The organism is Prevotella corporis DSM 18810 = JCM 8529, from assembly GCF_000430525.1.
Taxonomy (GTDB): Bacteria; Bacteroidota; Bacteroidia; order Bacteroidales; family Bacteroidaceae; genus Prevotella; species Prevotella corporis.
The window spans coordinates 1-20852 of the sequence record NZ_AUME01000025.1 but is presented as its reverse complement, the minus strand read 5'-3'; the positions used below and the strand labels follow the sequence as shown (position 1 = coordinate 20852).

Genomic DNA, 20852 nt, shown 5'->3' with positions numbered 1-20852 from the left:
ATTTCTATTATTCTTTACCATTCCAAAAGTCCCACGTTGCAAAGGCTTGAAGAAGTAACATTTCCAAACCATTTTTAACTGTCGCTCCATTAAGTCTTCCTCTCCGCATAAAAAGAGTTTCGTCAGGATTGTATATTAAGTCGTACAATAGAGTATGGCTGTCCATAGACTCGTAGGGGAGTTCTGGGCATTCTTCAACTTTAGGATACATTCCCAGCGGGGTGCAGTTTACGATGACATTATACTCTTTTATTACTTTGGGAGATAAATCATAATAGGTTAACCCTTCCAAACTTTTCCTGCGTGAAACATATCGTGGCTCCAAACCAAGTGATTTCAGGCCGAAATAAACAGCCTTTGCTGCTCCTCCTGTCCCCAACACCAGTGCTTTCTTGTGATAGCGCTCTAAAAGAGGCTCTATACTCTTAGTAAAGCCGATAACATCACTGTTGAAGCCTTTCAGAATGGTTTTGGATGCTTTATGTTCAACTTTGATGACATTTACCGCACCTATGGCCTTTGCTTCTGGACTGACATAATCCAAATACTTCAAAACCTGTTCCTTATATGGAATAGTGACATTGAGTCCCCTTAATTCTGGTGTTGAATTAATAATCTCCAATAGGTTGTCAAGCTTTGGAATTTCATAATTAATGTACTGGGCATTAATACCTTCATTTTCAAATTTTTCATTGAAGTATCCAATAGAGAATGAATGTCCCAATGGATAACCAATCAGTCCGTATTTATCCATAAGAAAATATATTTACTTTTCTGCTATATACATAGTGCAGATTCCAAAAGTGAGGCGTGTAAATGATGCTTTTGAAAATCCAGCTTCTTTGAAGATTTTCATCATTGTCTCGCCTTGTGGGAATGCGGCAATAGTCTTGTTCAAATAGTCATAGGCACTTCTGTCTTTCGAAATGATTCGACCGTATAACGGAAGAACGATTTTTGAGTAGATTTTGAAGAGGTGATTCATGGGAAAACTTATAGGAGTCGTTAATTCGATGATACACAAATGTCCGCCAACTTTCAAGACCCTGTGCATTTCTTCTAAGCCTCTATCCAAATCCTGGAAGTTGCGAATACCAAAAGCCGCAGTAACAGCATCAAACGTATTTGATGGAAATGATAAATTAAGACAGTCCTCTTTTTGGAAAGAGATGATTTTCTCAAGACCTTCCTCTTTAACTTTCTTTTCCCCAATTTCCATCATTCCCGTTGAGATGTCAGCACCTATTATAGCTTTTGGTTTCAACATCTTTGCCGACTGTATTGCAAAATCGCCCGTTCCTGTGGCAATATCCAATATACTTTGAGGCTGATAGGGAAGCAACTGTTTGATAGCTTTCTTCCTCCATCTTTTATCAATTTCCCATGATAATCTATGATTTAGCGTGTCATAGGTTGGGGCAATGTTATCAAACATTTCCTCAACCAATTTTCCTTTATCGCCTTGCTTGTTGTAAGGATTTATCTTTTCTTGTTTATACACGCTGTCAAATGGTTATTGGCTTTGCTACACCCTAATACAATCTCAATCATACAATTTTGTAGTTGCAGTATTTCAGAATGAATGGCAAAGCCAAGTGCTCAACTTTATTTTCTTGAAAGAAGGTAAGCTTTTACGTTCTTTTCTATCCGCTTTTCAATATCTTCATTATTGGCCTTGCTGAATTTCTCGCCAGTAATATGCTCGTACAATTCGATGTATCTGTCGCTTACGCTTTCCGCATACTCGTCTGTAATTTCTGGCATTACCTGTCCGGGTTCATTCATGAAGTTATGATCAATGAGCCATTGGCGAACAAATTCTTTTGACAATTGCTTCTGTGGCTCACCTTTGGCAAACTTCTCTTCATAACCGTCTGCATAGAAATAACGGCTTGAGTCAGGAGTGTGAATTTCATCGATAAGATAGCATTGCCCGTTACGTTTTCCAAATTCATATTTCGTATCGACAAGAATAAGTCCTTGCTTGGCTGCAATTTCCTGTCCACGGGCGAAGAGTTTACGGGTCCAGTCCTCAATGATGTTATAATCTTCTTCAGAAACGATGCCTTGTTTGATAATTTCCTCTTTTGAAATGTTCAAGTCATGGCCTTCGTCTGCTTTAGTTGTTGGAGTTATGATAGGCTCTGGGAATCGTTGATTTTCTTTCATTCCATCAGGTAATTTTACCCCACAAATCTCGCGGCATCCTTTTTTATATTCTCTCCAAGCAGAGCCAGTTAGAATTGAGCGAATAATCATTTCAACACGAAAGCCTTCGCACTTCAACCCCACTGTTACCATTGGGTCTGGTGTTGCCAACTTCCAGTTAGGGCAGATGTCAGTTGTTAAGTCTAAGAATTTTGCAGCAATTTGATTTAAAACTTGGCCTTTGAATGGGATTCCTTTTGGCAATACGACATCAAAAGCCGAAATACGATCGGTAGCCACCATTACAATGAGGTCGTCGTCAATGTCATAAACATCACGTACCTTACCATGGTAAACACTTTTTTGTCCATCAAAGTGGAAATTGGTTTTTGTTAATGCGTTCATTTTGTTAAATTTATAGAGTCGTTCTTTTCCGATTTTTTCTTGTCAAAAGCCTCATAAGCCGTCACGATTTTCGTAACTAACTTATGTCTCACGATATCTTTCTGATTTAAATTGATAACAGAAATGCCTTCAGTGGTGGAAAGAATGCTCAAAGCTTCCTTCAGACCACTTATTTGATTATGAGGCAAATCTATCTGAGTCATGTCACCAGTTATAATCATCTTTGAATTCCATCCCAGACGAGTAAGGAACATTCTTATTTGGGCAGGTGTTGTGTTTTGTGCTTCGTCCAATATTACAATGGCGTCGTTTAACGTCCTACCTCTCATAAAGGCAAGTGGAGCTATCTGAATCACATGCTTCTCCATCATGTCTTGTAGTTTGACAGCTGGTATCATGTCTTCGAGCGCATCGTACAATGGCTGAAGGTATGGGTCGATCTTTTCTTTCATGTCTCCAGGAAGGAATCCCAATTTTTCACCAGCCTCAACCGCTGGGCGTGAAAGAATAATGCGTTTGACTGTCTTTTCCTTGAGCGCTTTGACGGCCAGGGCTATGCTAAGATAGGTTTTTCCAGTTCCTGCCGGGCCTACAGCAAATACCATGTCGTTCGAGTTGAAGGCATCAATTAATTCTTGCTGATTCTTGGAACGGCTTTTTATGGGCTTCCCTGAAATAGAATAAACCAAAACACCCTTTACAGCTTCAGCCTTTAACTGTCTGCCATTGATGATGTCAAGTATATCTTCCTCTGCTATTGTGTTGTACTTCACAATATGCCTTTGCATTTTTTCGATATGTTCCTCAATTTTAGCTATTTCTGCCTCATCTCCGAGTACCTTGATGATATTGTCTCTTGCAACAATCCTTAGCTTTGGATAAAGCGACTTTATCATCTGGAGATGGGAATTGCCAATCCCATAGAACACTACGGGATCAATATCTTCAAGAATAATATGCTTTTCTATCAACTTTTATATATATTTATAAAGCGCAAAGTTAATATAAAATAGCGAATCGCACAAATAATTCTTAATTCATAATTCATAATTCTCATTTTATTATTACCTTTGCGGAGATGAAAACCAAGCTTAAAATAACGAAAAATCGCTTTTTGATAGTGTTCATTATTGGAACAATGGTATTAGCTCTCGTGCGCATCATTTTTCCTTCGATAGTAAAAAAAAAATATAACGATCAAATAGCAGAAAATGAAGATTCTATCAATATTCAGATAATTCCACAGTTCAACAAGCAAAATGCAGAGTCGGTAAATATTTATCGGCAGTCCAATGTTTTGTCGAGACAATCCTCTTTGTTTTTCGACGCTGACCACAAAATTAGAGAAAATAAAATCCTAGGCGTTGTAAGCTATGAAAAAAGTTTTCCTGATTCTCAAAATGTTCAGTTGCCCTCTGCGTTGCGCTATGGAGTAAAGCCAGTTATGAATAGGATTGATGCTGAAAACAGGAAAAAGGAGCTAGTTTATATGGCAGCCAGTCCGTATTATGATGTGAAGAAATTATCAAATAGTATTCCTTATCTTGTGCCAAGAGCAGCTATTCTTCTTCAGGACATCGGACGAAATTTCATGGATAGTTTGCAGATTAAGAAGATTCCCCTAAACAAATTTTTAGTGACGAGCGTCCTTCGCACAAAAGAAGATGTCGAGAAACTGAGACGCCATAATGGTAATGCTACCGAAAATAGTTGTCATCTGCATGGGACAACATTTGACATTGCCTACAATAAGTACAGTTCCATTACGCGTACAGTTCGCGATGATACCTTGAAATGGGTGTTGAGCGAAGTGCTTAATGATTTGCGTAGGCAGGAGCGCTGCTATATTAAATATGAGAAACATCAAGGCTGTTTTCATGTTACTGTGAGATAATCAAGTTGGAATATGGTATTCAATAGAGTTGTATTCCTGCATTAGCCCATCTTTGCTGTTTTGAAATTCTCCTCTTTGAATCCTATGAGAAAGTATCTTTTGTAAGAAAATTCATAGGGAACGTTGAGTCGTTATGGTACCGCATGATGATTGGTTACCTTTGGAGTACCCGAAGCTCATCTTTTACTTCCTCATACGTGACCTTTTGCAAAGTGTGTTGTAAGACTTTGTTATTATGCTGTTCGGTAAATCTTTTTTATCTTATATGGATTGGAGTTAAAATTTTAATCAGATACTACCCATTGACACAGGGTATCATAGTTGAGAAAATAGCAAACGACCGTATGCGATAGATCCGTTATGACAAAAACGCAAATTTGAGAATAGGGGATGTGCGCAGTATTAAGTCAGATCGAAGCAATATTCTATAAATTAATAAGACGGCAACCTATATGTGATAGGCAACTTTATCATAGTCCTTAAATATGTATTCAATATTTTTGGTATCCATTTTCTTTTCCTCACAGTATTTGATGCCTTTTAGATAAGCGCGTACAGCTTGCTTTCTCTTTCCTTGTAAATCATAACAAAAGCCGAGATTACGCCAAAAGAACGGAATAATAAAGTTTTTTAGTTCCAAAGGAACGTCTCCCAGATATTTCATGGTTTTATCTGAAAATGCAATGGCGGTCTTATAATTTTTCGTACAAAGATGATACCATGCCTGATTGAAATACAGCAAAACAGAGTTCTTTGCAGAAGATTGTTCCCATTTCTTGATGATTTTCTCTGCCTTTTTCAGAGCTTCAGCATGGATACTGTACGGATTTTCGTCCATGTTCGGACCATGCAAGAAAGGAATTAAGGCAGACCAATACATTATTTCTTTGTTCGTATAATATTCATCAGAGAGTCCCAGTTCCAAGTACTGCTCCATTTCCTGCGTCATCGCTTCATTGCCCAAAGGCATAAAGTCAGCCAATTGCCTTAAACGAACACCTTTTCGGTCTGACAACGCATTATCAAAATAATATTTGTGTTCGGCTCCAGTCAGAATTATTACTCGTTTCCCTTGATTGCTATCTATAGCAGTATTTATCATTTCCATCATCTTTTCATTGCGTTGTTCGGAATACAAATTCATACATCCATCGCCAAAGACTGTGATAAGTCCGCCATACATATTTTTCACATAAGAATTATAATCCTTTCCATTAAAAAAACGATATCCCATTGTATTTTCTTTGAAAACTTGCTCTATTGTACCATAAACCTTCTCAAATCTACGCATTACGGAGTCTGAAAGCGAAAGCGAATCCAACATTTTCTGTTTGATTTCATAATCTTCGGTTTTCATATACTCTTTGCGTTCGGCTCTCGGATTACCTTCAGACCACCAATCAATCGGATAAACTTTTGCACCGTGTTCTAATCCGTAAATGGCACCCAGTGTCATTTCCTTCAAATATGGTTTTGTTCTAAAATAGGATGGCGGTATCTCCAAGCAGATAACATCTGGCTGGTATTTTTTTAATATTCTGTAAAGGTCGGCATAAGTATAGTTAGGATTGCTTCCATGTTGATGGTGAATAGTCCCGACACAGAGGACCATTGTTTCAGCTTTCGGAATTTGTTTTAGAGGTTTTGACACCATTTGGGAAGATGCCATACAAGATATTCCAACGAAAATAAATAAAAAGAGTGATTTCAAGAGATCATTTTTCATGATTACCTGTTTTTTAATAAAGATATCCATCGTTTCGCAAACTTAGTAAAAAATCAATACCAACAATGGACTTTGCTGATACTTTATGCTGCTTTTATATTTTATTAAACAAACATGGTCAGTGGATGTAATATGTATGGAAATCGTACAATAAAAGACTTGCGACCTAATGGACCAATTGGCGCATAATTAAATGGAAATAGTTCATCTGTGTGATAATGTTTTTGATGTATTAGTATTTCTTAAAATAATAAGTTTCTATTCCTGGGAAATTTTGTGGGAATAGAAACTTATTAATTATTTAGTCTATCTTAAATTGCGCCCATGACAGTTTTTGAATTTTTTACCACTTCCACATGGACATGGGTCGTTTGGACGTGGTTTCTTCTCAGCACGATAAGGAGTCCTGTTCGGCTGGTCTGCGTTCTCTCTGGTGTCATGGTGGGCGGCAGCCTGTTGGTTCTCATCGATCAATTCTTCTTTCTGCTCATTGTAACGTTGAGATCTTTGCTCAGGCGCAGCTTCCTGAACTTGTTGTTCTTGCTGCATTTCAGGTATCTGACCACGCATGAGAACACTGCTGGTGCGGTTGTTTAAATCGTTAATCATGTTATCCCAGAGTTTCACACTCTCAAGTTTGAAGATGAGCAGCGGGTCCTTTTGCTCGTATGAGGCGTTTTGAACAGAGTGACGCAACTCGTCAAGTTGGCGGAGATTTTCTTTCCAGTCATCATCGATGAGGTGGAGTAGAATAACCTTCTCGAACTGTTTGACGACAGATTTCGCTTCAGTATCGTATGCTTCTTTCAAGTCGCAAGGAATGTTATAAACCCGCTTACCGTCAGTGATTGGCACCATGATTCGCTCATACATAGCACCTTGGTTTTCATATACATCCTTGATTATTGGCCATGCGACGGTCTGAATACGTTCTGTTTTTCGCTCAAAAGTCTCAATTGCCATTTGGAAACTGCGTTCTGAAAGTTCAGTATGGGCAACACTGTTAAATTCTTCCTCGCTGAATGGGCATTCCATTGCGAGGACCTTCAGGAAATCCTCTTTACATCCTTCGTAATCATTGTTTTCAACAATATTGACACAACGATCCCAAATGACATTGGAAATATCCATACCGATGCGTTCACCCATTAATGCGTGACGGCGTTTTTCATAAATAACCGTACGTTGTTTGTTCATCACATCATCATATTCAAGCAATCTTTTACGAATACCAAAGTTATTCTCCTCAACCTTTTTCTGTGCACGCTCAATGCTACTTGAAATCATAGAACTTTCAATGCGCTCTCCCTCCTCAAATCCGAGACGATCCATTACTTTGGCAATTCGTTCTGAACCAAAGAGACGCATCAGCTTGTCCTCTAATGACACATAGAATACAGATGAACCCGGGTCTCCCTGACGACCAGCACGACCACGCAACTGGCGGTCAACACGGCGACTTTCATGGCGCTCAGTTCCAATGATTGCTAAACCACCAGCCTCTTTAACCTCTTGTGATAATTTGATATCAGTTCCACGACCAGCCATATTGGTGGCGATGGTGACAGCTCCAAGGCCATTTACTGAGCGTCCAGCTTCAGCAACAATCTGAGCTTCTTTCAAATGCTGCTTGGCATTAAGTACCTGATGTGGTATTTTGCGCATGTTGAGCATCTTGCTAAGTAATTCACTGATTTCAACAGAAGTTGTACCCACCAGGCATGGACGACCACTATTGCGCATAGACTCAATCTCTTCGATAACAGCTGAGTATTTTTCTCTTGCAGTCTTGTAAACACGGTCTTCCATGTCGTGTCGCTGTATAGGTCTGTTTGTCGGAATCTCAACAACATCCAATTTGTATATGTCCCAGAACTCACCAGCTTCTGTCGATGCAGTACCCGTCATTCCGGCAAGTTTGTGATACATACGGAAGTAATTCTGTAAAGTGATAGTTGCAAAAGTTTGTGTAGCTGCTTCAACCTTTACGTGTTCCTTTGCCTCAACAGCCTGATGTAATCCGTCGCTCCAACGGCGGCCTTCCATGATGCGACCTGTTTGTTCATCGACAATTTTAACCTCACCGTTTAAGACAACATATTCGTCGTCTTTATTAAACATGGTGTAAGCCTTGAGTAATTGCTGTAATGTATGAACTCTTTCACTTTGGACACCATAATTTGCCATCATAGTATCCTTCTTGTCGATATATTCTTGCTCGTCGATCTTCTTATCGTTCTTTTCCTTCTCAAGCAATGATAGTTCGGTTGTTATATCTGGCAACACGAACAATTTGTCATCATTAACTTGCTTAGCCAACCAGGCGGCACCTTTGTCTGTTAAATCGCTGGAGTTTAGTTTTTCGTCGGTAACAAAATAGAGGGGTTCAACAGCCTTCGGCATTTCACGGTTGTTGTTGGCCATATAGAATTCCTCCGTTTTCAACATGCCTGACTTGATTCCTTCTTCTGAAAGAAACTTAATGAGAGCTTTGTTTTTCGGAAGTGCTTTGTGAGAACGATAAAGAGCTAAAAAGCCTTCTTCGAGCATTGCTTGGCGGGCTTTGTCGTCTTTGATGTTAGCTGCCTCAACAATTTTGTGGCGGGCCTCGGAGAGTAATTCTGTTGCTTGCTTGCGCTGAACCTCAAAGAGTTTCTCTACTAAGGGCTGGTATTCCTCGAACATTTGGTCATCTCCCTTGGGTACTGGCCCACTGATAATAAGAGGTGTACGTGCATCGTCAATCAAAACTGAGTCAACCTCATCAACGATAGCGTAATTATGTTGACGTTGCACAAGGTCTGCCGGAGAAACGGCCATGTTGTCGCGAAGGTAGTCGAAACCGAATTCATTGTTTGTGCCAAAAGTGATGTCAGCTTGATAGGCTTTACGGCGTTCTTCTGAGTTTGGTTGGTGTTTATCAATGCAATCAACTGATAATCCGTTAAACTCATAAAGTGGCCCCATCCATTCCGAGTCGCGTTTTGCCAAATAGTCGTTCACTGTTACCACATGTACGCCGTTCCCGGTCAGAGCATTGAGGAATACCGGTAGTGTGGCCACAAGTGTTTTTCCTTCTCCTGTTGCCATTTCTGCAATCTTGCCTTGATGCAGAACCACACCTCCAAAAAGCTGTACGTCATAATGTATCATCTCCCATTTCAGGTCGTTGCCTCCAGCAGTCCAATGGTTGTGATAGATGGCTTTGTCACCGTCTATTGTGATAAAGTCCTTATGCGGATCGGCGGCTAATTCACGGTCAAAGTCGGTAGCTGTAACAATCGTTTCCTCGTTCTCTGCAAATCTGCGTGCGGTGTCTTTGATGATGGAAAAAGCAACGGGCATTACTTCGTTCAATGCTTCCTCGTACTTATCGAGTGCGACTTTGTCAAGTTTATCAATCTTATCAAAAATCTCCTCGCGCTCATCGATAGGTGTTTCTTCAATAGTTTCGCGAAGTTTGGCAATCTTATCAAGTTCTTCCTTTCCTGCATCTTGTACGAATTTTTGAATTTCTTTGGTTTTCGCACGAAGTTCATCGTTGGAAAGAGCTTGAATTTCTGGATATGTAGCTTTCACCTTCTCAACGAAAGGCTGAATCTGTTTCATATCACGGGTAGATTTGTCACCAAATAGTGACTTTAAGATTTTATTTAAATTCATTTTGTTGTTTCGTTATTTGGAAGAGGGATCTTTCTTCTCATTAATATAAATATTTACTACTTAATAATATGTTGGTTCGTTAATAACAAATCAATTCATGTTTGGGGCACGAATGATAATAGTTCCATTATTCGATGGATTCTGTAAATATATGTGTGTTTGTTTATTATAGTTTGTGAGAATATCATTAAAAGATTTGGAAGTGTTATCCTCGCAAACAAGGAGATTGGCCTTACTATATGTTGGTGTTTTTTTCTTCTCTTTTTGAATATTCTTGAAAGCTTCAATAATTGGTAGAAGTTCGGTCTCTATACCACATTGCTCTACATGATGATATATTTCCTCCAAAGAGCAATTCTCCAACGCAGCTTTAAGCGCAGATTTATAAGTCTGTGCTTCAACGCCAGTTGCTGCTAACACTACAAATAGTGCGGTAATGTATTTGTTCATTAATAATGTTCTTTATCGGAGAACTTTTACTCCTTTATGATGCATAATGCAGTTTAAAAGCAAAAACAATGCCACAATTACAACGGGGAATGGTATTCTTTGAAAGAAACAGCCTGTTAATCCTAAGATGATAAATATTCCCCAGAAAGTCCACCACCAGTCCTTGAGTCCTTGCTTTGTTTTCTTTATTGAAGGGATGAGGAAAACGAGGCAAAGTGGATTGAAGATAAAGATGATAAAATTCAAGTTCACGCAAGGGTGTTTAGAAAATATCATTGCAAAAAGAATCATTCCAATTATTCCAGATACAATCATCTGAAACAAATCCCATATCCACCATAGAGAGCCATTTGTATTCCACCTTAATATCAGCGCTATAGCTGCAATAATAGCAAAAATAATGGAAACCTGAATGGGGGAGATTGGAAACCCTTCTGTCCCCGTATTATAATTGTCCGCTTTTAGGAGTTGGATAGTTGTTTTTACTAAAGGCTTTCCATTATTTTTCGAATAATTGAAGAATTTTCTTAAATTATCGGGAAGGAAGTTGGCCTTTGAATGAGTATCAAATGGTTCATCCGCTTCTAGACCAAGTAACAAGTCTTCTCCAAATTGAGCCCACTTATAATTACTGTTCCATTTGTGGATACATTCCCTGTATGTATTTTCCGAACAGTACCCCTTACTTTCGGTTGTAATTTTCCTATTTATGTGATCAAGTAGCATCCTTTCAGCTCTTGTCGTGCAATTATCGTAAAAATAATTATAACGGTAAACAAGGTTTTCGGGCTTTAAGTTTTCTTTTAAAGCCATGAAAATCTTATATTTCTCTTCTTTAGTAAGTTTTAGTTTTTGTTCAATAACTCCTCGTCCTTCGTATTTATATTGTTCAAGGAATGCTCCCATTGGCTCAATGCCAACACGGTAATCCGTCAGTCCAAAGATAAAACGGAGAATAAAGTAGGGTTGGCTTGGAGAGAATAGTCCATAATTAATAGCCAGGTCGTTACCATTTTGATAGTCGTTGTATCTTATGGCGGTATGACCATAGTGAGACCAAATTTCTTTTCCAGGAGAGCAAGTGAGCAAAGATATTTCAACAGAGTCGGAATAGGTGACAGTTTGCGCGTTTGCACTCAGCTGGAAAGCTGATAGCAAAATGCTAAATACAATATATAAATAATCTTTCTTCATTTGCGTCGCAAAGGTAGTTAAAAAGAATGACATCGCAAAGAAAGCTTATTAAAAAACAAAATAGTATATACTTTTTCAAATATGTCGATTTTTTTTCATAACTTTGCGCAGTTTATTTTTGAAATTAACAAACTGATGAAAAAGATATTTGCAGCTGCTATTTTGCTGACCATCTCCCTAAATTCATTGGCGCAAAGCGGAACCAACTCTCCCTACAGCCAATTTGGTCTTGGAACACTTGCTCCTCAATCAACTGGTTTTAACAGAGGAATGAATGGATTAGCATATGGTTTTCATGAACATAATCAAATTAACCATCAAAACCCAGCTTCTTACTCATCGTTGGACTCCTTGACATTTATCTTTGATGCTGGAGTCAGTTTGCAAATGACTAACTTTGAAGAGAATAGTCATAGGAAGAATGCCAATAATGGTAATCTTGAATATGTGGTTGCTGCTTTTAGGGCTTTTAAACATGTTGGTGTTAGTTTCGGCTTAATCCCCTATAGCAACGTCGGTTATAACTATAGCAACACTGAAAATGTCAATGCTTTCCAAAACCCTTCTTCCCCCAATGCAACTTACTCAAATACTTTTTCTGGTAAAGGCGGACTTCGTCAAGTGTATCTCGGCTTTGGTTGGGAACCTTTCAAGTGCGTTTCGTTTGGTGCTAATGTTTCTTATTTCTGGGGATCTTTGAATCGTGATATTGTAAACCGTTATAGCGACAATTATATAAACACATTATCAAAGACGTATTCCGCTGATATTAAGAGTTATAAACTAGACTTTGGATTACAGTTCACCCAAAGAGTTTCCTCTAAAGATGAGATAAACTTAGGTGCGTCATATACTTTGGGGCATAAGTTGGGAGCCGACGCTACTTGTGACGTGATTTCTACAAACCAACAGACGTTAGTGTCCGATACCACACATTTTTCTACTAACAATGTGTTGAGCATTCCTCACACTTATGGTGTTGGTTTCTTACTGAATCATAATAATCGGTTGAAGATTGGATTTGACTACCAATTGCAACAATGGAAAAATATTGAAATGCCACAGTTTAAAGTCGTAAATAATGTTGCTAATTATTCTATTACAAGTGGATTATTCAATAATAGACACAAATATACTTTAGGTGGTGAATATTGTAAGGGGGAGAGGTACAGAGGTTTCTTTAATCGAATTCATTATAGGGCAGGTGTTAGCTATGCCACATCCTATTTAAAGATAAATGGTCAGGATGGACCACGTGAAATATCTGCAAGTATTGGCTTTGGAATCCCTATTGTTAATGGATATAACAATAGAAGCATTTTGAATATCAGCGGCGAATGGGTTAATCAGAATGCGAAAGGGCTTATCAAAGAAAACATGTATCGTATCAATATCGGCCTCACTTTCAACGAGCGTTGGTTCGCTAAATTTAAAGTAGAATAGCAACTTTGAGATTTTTTCGTTCATAAACTGTTATTATGAGGTTTACTCATCTTTTGTTTACCTACTTGTTATTAATATGCTTATTTCTGTCCTTTTTAGCATCATGCTCAGAAGGGTATGAGCATACAGCGCCTGCAATTCGTGACAAGGATTCTGTCCCTGTAATGGTGACTTATGGTGTTAATACGCTCATTTCTGATTCAGGGGTAATTAAATATCGCGTCGTTGCTGAAGAGTGGGAAGTTAATGAAAATAAGAATCCTTCTCGTTGGATATTCAATAAGGGAATCCTTCTTACACAATTCGATCTCACCAAACATGTTGTAGGTTATATTCAGAGTGATACGGCCGTTTATTTCGATAAAGACAGACGCTGGAAGCTCAATGGGCACGTAAGAATCTTAACTTCACAGGGTGTTGAGTTTCAAACGAACAATCTGTTTTGGGATGAACAAAATCATCTGATTTGGTCAAATACATATTCTCACCTAAAGACACCCGACAAGGAGCTTGAGGGCAACTGGTTTAAGAGTGATGAACAAATGACAAATTACGAGATTAGACAGATAAAAGGTTGGAGTATTATAGACAAAAGAGAATTTTCTTCAGGCGGAGACCAATCTGCCATACAGTCAACCTTGAATATTGATACCGTTAGGCACGATAAGCTGAAGGGGCCAGTAATTAAAAGATAAATAAAAATTGGATATTAGTTTAGTCATAGGCATTTTTTTTTCCTTGGTCTTGTCTGCATTTTTTTCAGGCATGGAAATCGCATTTGTGTCAAGCAACCGAATGCTTGCTGAGATGGATAAAGGCAAAAGAGGAATTGCTCAAAGGTGTATTCAAGTCTTTTTTCACAATCCCAACGGATTTGTTTCTACCATGTTGGTTGGTAATAACATTGTGCTTGTCTTGTATGGTATTTTATTTGCCGAACTTTTTAACAAGACTATATTCTTGGACTTTGCACCTGCTACGCAAGTATTGCTCAACACTATTTTGTCAACAATTATTGTTCTGTTCACAGGAGAGTTTCTTCCTAAAGCTTTCTTCAAGAGCAATCCCAATAAATTGCTCACGTTATTTGCCCCCACGGCTTATGCGTTTTTCATCATCCTTTGGCCTATCAGTCGATTCTCTACTTTGCTCTCACGTATCATGCTTCGATGTTTTGGTGTTAAAATCACCGAGCAGAAGAGCGACGGAACATTCACAAAAGTAGAACTGGACTACCTTGTACAAAGTTCTATTGAGAATGCTAAAGATACAGGCAAGATAGAAGAGGTGAAAATTTTTCAGAATGCTTTGGAATTTACCGATACAAAAGTAAGAGACTGCATGGTGCCGAGAACGGAGATCAATGCCGTTGATAAATCCTGTTCAATCGATGAGTTGCAACAGATGTTCATTGAAAGTGGTAACTCGAAGATAATAGTATATAATGACGATATCGATCATATAGAAGGTTATATCCATTCTTCTGAAATGTTTCGAAATCGTGATGATTGGAAATCTCATATTCGTCGAATGCCCTTTGTGCCAGAGACAATGGCTGCCCAAAAGTTGATGAAGATTTTCTTGCAGCAGAAAAAAAGCTTAGGAGTGGTTGTTGATGAATTTGGCGGTACCAGTGGTATCGTCTCATTGGAAGATATCGTCGAAGAAATATTTGGTGAGATAGAAGACGAACATGACAGTAATAAGTATATAGCAAAACAGACAGGAGAGAACGAGTATCTGCTCTCCGCACGTTTGGAGATTGATAAAATTAATAATCTTTTCGAACTTCAGTTGCCTGATAGTGATGAGTACATGACATTGGGAGGGCTCATCTTACACAATTACCAAAGTTTTCCAAAACTGAATGAAGAGATTCAAATAGGCAAGTTTAAGTTTAAAATCATCAAGAGTACAATGACAAAAATAGAATTAGTTAAGCTAAAAGTCGATTTATAAAAGATTTCTTTGTAAAAGATTATAATAATTCTCTTTTTCTTCGTATTTTTGTAGGCAATTTGCCAAAGTTAGCATTAAATAAAAATACAAAATTATAATAAAATGGCAGCATTAGGAAAAATTAGACGCAGAGGAATCACACTGATTGTAATTATCGGTTTGGGCCTTTTTGCATTTATTGCTGAAGAGGCATTCCGCTCTTGCAATGGTATTAAGGGCGAAGCCAGACAGCAAGTTGGCGAAATCTCAGGTGAGAAGGTCAATGTACAAGACTACCAAAAAATGGTTGATGAATATCAGGATGCTATAAAGTTTACCATGCAGCGTGATAATTTGTCAGAAGATGAATTGAATCAAGTGAAAGATCAGGTTTGGCAACAGTTGGTTAGCAACAAGGTGCTTCAGGCAGATGCAGAGAAAGTTGGACTTACTGTTACCGAAGATGAGTTGCAAGCAGTGTTGAATGACGGCACCAACCCGTTATTGGCTCAAACACCTTTCATTAACCAACAGACAGGTCGCTTTGATGTTAATACTTTGAAACAGTTCCTGGAGGGATATAATAAAGCGAAATCATCGAACCCTCAGCAGGCAGAGCAAATGCAAGTTGCCTATAACTATTGGATGTTTGTAGAAAAGAACCTACGTACCCAGCTTTTAGGTCAGAAATATCAAGCATTGGTGGCAAGTTGCGTGCTTTCAAACAAGGCAGAAGCCAAAATGGCATTCACAGAACAAAATGAAGAAGCTGAAATCCAGTTGGCATCATTGCCATACAGCTCAATTAAGGATGCGGATGTTACAATCTCTGATGAGGACTTGAAAGCAAAATATGAGGAATTAAAGCCTGCATTTCGTCAAACAGTTGAAACGCGAGATATTAAATATGTTGATTTCCAGATTATGGCGAGTGCCTCTGACAGAAATGCTATAGTTAAGGAAATGAAAAATCTCCAGCAACAGTTGAGCCAGGCTGCTGATCCATCACAGGTTGTAAGTAAGAGTGGTAGCGAAATTCCATATCTTGGTTTACCTGTAAGTAGTGCAGCTTATCAGGCATATCCTGACATTGCATCTAAGATTGATTCTTTGGGTGTTGGTACGACTGCCGTCACTGAAAACAAAAAGGACAACACATTGAACATCATCCGTGTGATGAATAAAGCTCAGTTGCCAGACTCTGTACAGTTCCGTCAGATTCAGATTGCTGCAGCGACATCAGAAATTGCCAAGTCAAAGGCAGACTCTATTCAGAAGGCTCTTTCTAATGGTGCAGATTTTGAAGCCATTGCTAAAAGATATGGTCAGACGGGTGAGAAAGTATGGTTTACTGGCTCGCAGTATGAGCATGCCACCTCTATGAATCAGGAAAACCGTCAATTCATTAATGCAATTATGAATGCCGAGATTACCAAAGTAAGTAATATTGCCTTGTCACAGGGAAATATCATTCTCCAGGTACTTGACAAGCGTGCCTTAAAGACAAAGACAACTGCAGCTGTTATAAAGAAAGTTATTGATTTCTCTAAAGATACACGTGGCATGGCATTCAATAAGTTTTCTGAATTTGTTGCCAAGAGTACTACACTTGCGGATATAGAAAAGAATGCTTCTAAGTACGGCTACAAGGTTCAAGAACAGAAGAATATCACAACTGCAGAGCATAATGTTGTTGGTGTTCGTGGTACTCGTGATGCCTTGAAGTGGATTTTTGATGCCAAGGAAGGTGATGTTTCGCCTCTGTATGAGTGTGGTAATAATGATCACTTTATGGTAGTTTCATTGACTAAGGTTCATCCACAGGGTTATAGAACATGGGATGATCCTGAAGTGAAGGAGATGCTTAAACGTGAGGTGATGAAAGACAAGAAGGCTGAAAAGCTGATTGCTAAATTGAAAGGTGTAAACAGTATTGCTGCGGCTCAGGCTAAAGGTGCGAAAGTTAGCACTGTTAACCAGATAACATTTGCTTCACCGGTATTTATCCAGGGTATGGGCGCAGTTGAGCCAGCTTTGTCTGGGGCTGTCGCTGCTACACCGGTAGGCAAGTTCTGCAAAGCACCAGTGAAAGGAAACTCTGGTGTTTATATGTTCCAGGTTACTAAGAAGGCAATGCGCGTAGGCTCTAAATATAATGAATCGGTTCAGATGCAACAGTGTGCTCAACAGAGTATGCAATATGTTGGCAACTTTATCCAAGATCTTATCTTGAAGTCAAACGTTGTTGACCACCGTTACATCTTCTTCTAATATATAATAGAAGCCTTATAAAAAATAAGATACGATTAGTAATTACTGTCGGTTCAACTTCCTCACCTTAATAGGGAGTTCAACCGACAGCATTTTTGTTACATCATCAGCATTTATGATGTAACGATGTGATTTTGAATTCTGTGGTCGGAAATATAGGTATGTTTTAGCCTATCAGATATCTATTATGCCTCAATTTAATGTTGGAGGAATCTTGAATTGGCGAGACATGATTACATGTCGAACAGTATGATACTTTTCAGCTTGAAAAATATGCTATAGTTCAGTATAACCCCACTAACATAAAATCTATCGTCATCAGGGGGTAATTTCTTGCCATAATTTTTCATTGGGTAGGGGAGCTTCTACCATTATCTTATCATGAGAAACCGGGTGCACAAACTCTATTCGTCGGGCCAAGAGTGAAATTCCCCCATCTGGATTGCTACGCCTCGCTCCATATTTCAAATCTCCTTTGATGGTACAGCCCATGTGGGCAAGTTGACACCTAATTTGATGATGACGTCCTGTCTGGAGATTAATTTCCAATAAGGTATAATGGTCTGACGATCCTAAAACTTTGTAATGTAGAATGGCTTTCTTCGAGTTTGGTACTTCGTTTTCATGGGCGTAACTCTTGTTTTGCTTTTCGTTACGAACAAGCCAATTGATTAATGTCTCATCTTGTTTTTCTGGGGCATTCTGAACGATTGCCCAATATGTCTTCGACACTTCACCCTTGCGAAACATATCATTCAGTCTTTTTAGTGCTTTTGATGTTTTTGCAAAAACGACTATTCCAGCGACAGGTCTGTCAAGTCTGTGCACAACACCAAGGAAAACATTACCTGGCTTATCATATTTTTCCTTCAGCCAATGTTTAACAGACTCAGAAAGTGGAGTGTCCCCAGTTTTATCACCTTGCACTATCTCACCACATTCTTTGTAAACAATGATAATATGGTTATCTTCGTAAAGAGGAGTCAATTTAAATTGAATTAAATGTTAATATAAAATTGACAAAATTGTTTCCAATTAATTTTTAGGAAACAATTTTGTCAATTTATTATAATCAAGATTACATGTTCATTCCGCCATCGACTTGAATGACTTGTCCAGAAACATAACTTGAAAGGTCTGAAGCAAGATACAGGGCCGTGTTTGCGATGTCATTTGTATTACCGCCCCGACGAAGTGGAATTTTAGAAATCCATTCTTTACGAATGTTATCAGGCAATGCTTGAGTCATTGCTGTATCAATAAATCCGGGGGCAATGGCATTGGCTCGAATACCTTTTGGCCCCATCTCTTGACCAATACTTTTTGCCAAGGCAATTAGCCCCGCTTTTGAAGCTGCGTAATTTGCTTGTCCTGAATTTCCGTGGATTCCGACAACGCTTGCCATATTGATGATGTTTCCATATCTCTGTCGCATCATGATTGGAAGGCATGAATGGATAAAATTGAAAGCGCTCTTAAGGTTGACTGCAATGACGGCATCCCATTGATTTTCGGTCATGCGCATCATGAGCCCGTCTTTGGTAATTCCTGCATTGTTTACTAAAATATCAATACTGCCAAATTCTTCCTTAACAAGTTTAACAACATCTTCCGTTTGTGCGAAGTCCGCAGCATTACTTGCATATCCCTTGCATTTTACGCCAATCTTTTGTATTTCTTTCTCGGTTTCTTTTCCGTTATCATCAATGACAAGGTCAGTGAATGCTATGTTTGCACCCTCTTCTGCAAATTTCAATGCAATTGCTTTTCCAATTCCTCTTGCAGCTCCTGTAATAAGGGCTGTTTTTCCTGTTAATAATCCCATTTGTTATTTATTCTTTAATTTATTAATGATTGTATATGTTGTGGTTAATGGATGAATCCTCTGGAATCTGTTTAACTCCTTTATTTCCCAAGGCGCCATAGACGACTTTAGCAACTAATGGGCGGCTTGTTTCTTCTGTTAAGCCATGTCCCAATCGGCCATAAATGAAAGGTACTTCCAAGCCTTTGATACAATAGTGGGTTATGTCTGCTACCAGTTTAACATTGTCTATATCGAAATCGCCGTCAGCCTTGGCTTCTGTATATACTTTTTGAAAAAGTTCTATTTCATCTTCGTCAAAGTTTTTTCTGACCTTCTCAACCATCCAGATATTCCGGAAAAACTCTGCCCGTAAATTACCATTGCGCATGACAGTTTCCTTTATCATGCTCAGGTGTGTATAGATGAGCTCTATGATTTTATCATGAGGGGGTATCTTTTTGGCTGCAACTTCGTCGAGCTTGTCTGACAATCTTTCAAGTTCAGCTTCTATTACAGCATAATAGACGTCGTCTTTACTTTTAAAATAGGTATAAAGAGTGCGACGGCCTTTACCAGATGCTTTGGCAATATCATTCATTGTGGTATTTGCAATACCGTTCTTGGCAAATAATTGCCGGGCAACATCTACTAATTTTTGTCTTGTTTTTGAAATAGACATCTTTTTTATCCTTAAGTTAGGACTATTTGCACAATACAAATAGTATGTGCAAAAGTAGAAAAAAAATATTAATTGACAAATTATTTAATAAAAAACTTCGATTCATTGGATTTAGCTTATTACAATGAGTGATGGTGTATTTTTAAAACGCATACTGATCTTTGCCATTAACGTAATTTATATACATCGTATTTTAAAACTATGTTTGGTTGATTTAGTTAATTCAATTTTCGAAACTCGTTCAAATGTCAATTCAATTTGAGTTGAAAAAATGTCATCTTTATGCATGAATTTCTAATGGCTATTTTTTGTAATTCAGGCTAATAAAAATAAACAAGGCTGCCCTAAAAGAATGTAACTGCAATCTCCTGATAATTAACATGATAGTTCTCATGGCACGAAAGGTCATCTTTTAATCAATCATTTGACACCTATTACCGTTCAAAAGGTCACCTTTTGCAGAGCTGTAGTTGAAAAACGATCGATAGGAGAGTGCCTTCTGTTCTTTTTGGCCGATTTTAATTAGTCTGAGAAATGTATATTTATTAAAACAATAGATTTCTAAAGTATGCGAATATAATTGTAAGACATGCCAATACACGAAGAATACAGCTAAATTTAATGAGTGAAAAATATGCATAACGAATTTTTTTCAAAATGAAATTTGGTTAATTGAGAAAAAAGTAGTACCTTTGCACTCGCATTCAAGAAGGTGATATATTCACAATGATTGCAAAATGGTAAATATCGCGGAGTGGAGCAGTTGGTAGCTCGCCAGGCTCATAACCTGGAGGTCGCATGTTCGAGTCCTGCCTCCGCAACAGTTAAGGTGTAGAATTATCTACACCTTATTTTTTGTTTTTAACCTAAAATTGATTATTAGACTATAAACTTACAATTAAGGCTCAGTAGAAAATCAATGGGGGAATAATTTGTTATTTATCTTAATAATTCCGACCTTCGCATTATGGAAGAAAAAATGTTACGCACCTTGGCAACTCTTGTTTTGCCTTCTCAAATATTAGATTATTTTACTATCGTTTCTGTCTGCGAGGTTGGACCTGAGTTTCATATTAGTCTTGACGAACGTATGGACAAGACTTTGTCAGGTAATGCCACCTTCGAGTCCAAGGGGTTCATGGAAGCAGTTAATATAACCGACTTCCCTATTCGAGGCCATAAGGTGATCTTGAAAATTCGTCGCAGACGATGGACGGATTTGCGCACGGGCAAG

At 38.4% G+C, this 20852-nt stretch carries 17 protein-coding genes and 1 tRNA gene; 7 read left to right on the top strand and 11 right to left on the bottom strand.

Features of this window, described 5'->3' with window-relative positions:
* Positions 1 to 7: 7 nt before the first annotated feature.
* From H515_RS0105615 to H515_RS0105600, 4 genes are all read right to left on the bottom strand, one after another.
* Positions 8 to 754: a shikimate dehydrogenase family protein gene (locus tag H515_RS0105615; protein ID WP_025876329.1), complete on the bottom strand. Its 747-nt coding sequence runs from the start codon at positions 752 to 754 to the stop codon at positions 8 to 10.
* 12 nt (positions 755 to 766) lie between these two features.
* Positions 767 to 1501, bottom strand: a complete 735-nt coding sequence (gene ubiE / locus H515_RS0105610; RefSeq protein ID WP_025876327.1) for a bifunctional demethylmenaquinone methyltransferase/2-methoxy-6-polyprenyl-1,4-benzoquinol methylase UbiE — start codon at positions 1499 to 1501, stop codon at positions 767 to 769.
* A 104-nt stretch (positions 1502 to 1605) separates the two neighbouring features.
* Positions 1606 to 2553: a phosphoribosylaminoimidazolesuccinocarboxamide synthase gene (locus tag H515_RS0105605; RefSeq protein ID WP_025876325.1), complete on the bottom strand. Its 948-nt coding sequence runs from the start codon at positions 2551 to 2553 to the stop codon at positions 1606 to 1608.
* Entirely contained in the window at positions 2550 to 3524 is a 975-nt protein-coding gene (locus H515_RS0105600; protein WP_025876323.1) for a PhoH family protein, read from the bottom strand. The genes H515_RS0105605 and H515_RS0105600 overlap by 4 nt, the downstream gene beginning before the upstream one ends.
* A gap of 107 nt (positions 3525 to 3631) precedes the next feature.
* Here H515_RS0105600 and H515_RS0105595 point away from each other — a divergent pair, with 107 nt between their 5' ends.
* Positions 3632 to 4447, top strand: coding sequence for a DUF5715 family protein (locus H515_RS0105595; protein WP_025876321.1), 816 nt, complete (start codon positions 3632 to 3634; stop codon positions 4445 to 4447).
* Between the two features lie 448 nt (positions 4448 to 4895).
* Here H515_RS0105595 and H515_RS0105590 read toward each other — a convergent pair whose 3' ends face one another.
* The 4 genes from H515_RS0105590 to H515_RS0105575 form a co-directional block, all read right to left on the bottom strand.
* Positions 4896 to 6203: a hypothetical protein gene (locus tag H515_RS0105590; RefSeq protein ID WP_025876320.1), complete on the bottom strand. Its 1308-nt coding sequence runs from the start codon at positions 6201 to 6203 to the stop codon at positions 4896 to 4898.
* Between the two features lie 276 nt (positions 6204 to 6479).
* On the bottom strand, positions 6480 to 9836 hold the full coding sequence (gene secA, locus H515_RS0105585; protein ID WP_025876318.1) for a preprotein translocase subunit SecA: 3357 nt from the start codon (positions 9834 to 9836) through the stop codon (positions 6480 to 6482).
* Between the two features lie 90 nt (positions 9837 to 9926).
* Positions 9927 to 10286, bottom strand: coding sequence for a hypothetical protein (locus H515_RS0105580; protein ID WP_028901689.1), 360 nt, complete (start codon positions 10284 to 10286; stop codon positions 9927 to 9929).
* Between the two features lie 12 nt (positions 10287 to 10298).
* Positions 10299 to 11480: an Lnb N-terminal periplasmic domain-containing protein gene (locus H515_RS0105575; protein ID WP_028901688.1), complete on the bottom strand. Its 1182-nt coding sequence runs from the start codon at positions 11478 to 11480 to the stop codon at positions 10299 to 10301.
* 135 nt (positions 11481 to 11615) lie between these two features.
* On the opposite strand from H515_RS0105575, the gene H515_RS0105570 reads away from it, so the two are divergent.
* The 4 genes from H515_RS0105570 to H515_RS0105555 all read left to right on the top strand — a co-directional run bounded on the left by H515_RS0105570 (position 11616) and on the right by H515_RS0105555 (position 17132).
* On the top strand, positions 11616 to 12923 hold the full coding sequence (locus H515_RS0105570; protein WP_025876316.1) for a membrane protein: 1308 nt from the start codon (positions 11616 to 11618) through the stop codon (positions 12921 to 12923).
* A gap of 35 nt (positions 12924 to 12958) precedes the next feature.
* A complete protein-coding gene (lptC, locus tag H515_RS0105565) occupies positions 12959 to 13618 on the top strand; it encodes an LPS export ABC transporter periplasmic protein LptC (RefSeq protein ID WP_025876314.1) in 660 nt (219 codons plus the stop codon).
* A gap of 7 nt (positions 13619 to 13625) precedes the next feature.
* Positions 13626 to 14882, top strand: coding sequence for a hemolysin family protein (locus tag H515_RS0105560; protein WP_025876312.1), 1257 nt, complete (start codon positions 13626 to 13628; stop codon positions 14880 to 14882).
* A gap of 102 nt (positions 14883 to 14984) precedes the next feature.
* The gene (locus H515_RS0105555) at positions 14985 to 17132 is read left to right on the top strand and encodes a peptidylprolyl isomerase (protein ID WP_025876310.1); all 2148 of its coding nucleotides are present in this window, start codon (positions 14985 to 14987) and stop codon (positions 17130 to 17132) included.
* A gap of 318 nt (positions 17133 to 17450) precedes the next feature.
* Here the strand turns inward: H515_RS0105555 and H515_RS0105550 are convergent, their stop codons facing one another.
* The 3 genes from H515_RS0105550 to H515_RS13035 form a co-directional block, all read right to left on the bottom strand.
* Positions 17451 to 18119 carry an RluA family pseudouridine synthase gene (locus tag H515_RS0105550; protein ID WP_025876308.1) on the bottom strand — a complete coding sequence of 223 codons (669 nt, stop codon included), beginning with the start codon at positions 18117 to 18119 and terminating at the stop codon, positions 17451 to 17453.
* A 91-nt stretch (positions 18120 to 18210) separates the two neighbouring features.
* A complete protein-coding gene (gene fabG / locus H515_RS0105545) occupies positions 18211 to 18957 on the bottom strand; it encodes a 3-oxoacyl-[acyl-carrier-protein] reductase (protein ID WP_025876306.1) in 747 nt (248 codons plus the stop codon).
* Between the two features lie 22 nt (positions 18958 to 18979).
* A complete protein-coding gene (locus H515_RS13035) occupies positions 18980 to 19618 on the bottom strand; it encodes a TetR/AcrR family transcriptional regulator (RefSeq protein WP_051274679.1) in 639 nt (212 codons plus the stop codon).
* A gap of 748 nt (positions 19619 to 20366) precedes the next feature.
* On the opposite strand from H515_RS13035, the gene H515_RS0105535 reads away from it, so the two are divergent.
* Both H515_RS0105535 and H515_RS0105530 read left to right on the top strand, forming a co-directional pair.
* A tRNA-Met gene (locus H515_RS0105535) sits at positions 20367 to 20439 on the top strand.
* Between the two features lie 146 nt (positions 20440 to 20585).
* A partial coding sequence (locus H515_RS0105530; RefSeq protein WP_028901686.1) for an ISAon1 family transposase N-terminal region protein occupies positions 20586 to 20852 on the top strand: 267 nt, incomplete at its 3' end.

Bases quoted from the DNA above. Each gene is read 5' to 3' on its own strand.
- fabG (WP_025876306.1), bottom strand. From the start codon at position 18,957: ATGGGATTATTAACAGGAAAAACAGCCCTTATTACAGGAGCTGCAAGA.
- H515_RS0105570 (WP_025876316.1), top strand. From the start codon at position 11,616: ATGAAAAAGATATTTGCAGCTGCTATTTTGCTGACCATCTCCCTAAAT.
- H515_RS0105580 (WP_028901689.1), bottom strand. From the start codon at position 10,286: ATGAACAAATACATTACCGCACTATTTGTAGTGTTAGCAGCAACTGGC.
- H515_RS0105590 (WP_025876320.1), bottom strand. From the start codon at position 6,203: ATGGATATCTTTATTAAAAAACAGGTAATCATGAAAAATGATCTCTTG.
- H515_RS13035 (WP_051274679.1), bottom strand. From the start codon at position 19,618: ATGTCTATTTCAAAAACAAGACAAAAATTAGTAGATGTTGCCCGGCAA.
- H515_RS0105555 (WP_025876310.1), top strand. From the start codon at position 14,985: ATGGCAGCATTAGGAAAAATTAGACGCAGAGGAATCACACTGATTGTA.
- H515_RS0105605 (WP_025876325.1), bottom strand. From the start codon at position 2,553: ATGAACGCATTAACAAAAACCAATTTCCACTTTGATGGACAAAAAAGT.
- secA (WP_025876318.1), bottom strand. From the start codon at position 9,836: ATGAATTTAAATAAAATCTTAAAGTCACTATTTGGTGACAAATCTACC.
- H515_RS0105575 (WP_028901688.1), bottom strand. From the start codon at position 11,480: ATGAAGAAAGATTATTTATATATTGTATTTAGCATTTTGCTATCAGCT.
- H515_RS0105595 (WP_025876321.1), top strand. From the start codon at position 3,632: ATGAAAACCAAGCTTAAAATAACGAAAAATCGCTTTTTGATAGTGTTC.
- H515_RS0105615 (WP_025876329.1), bottom strand. From the start codon at position 754: ATGGATAAATACGGACTGATTGGTTATCCATTGGGACATTCATTCTCT.
- lptC (WP_025876314.1), top strand. From the start codon at position 12,959: ATGAGGTTTACTCATCTTTTGTTTACCTACTTGTTATTAATATGCTTA.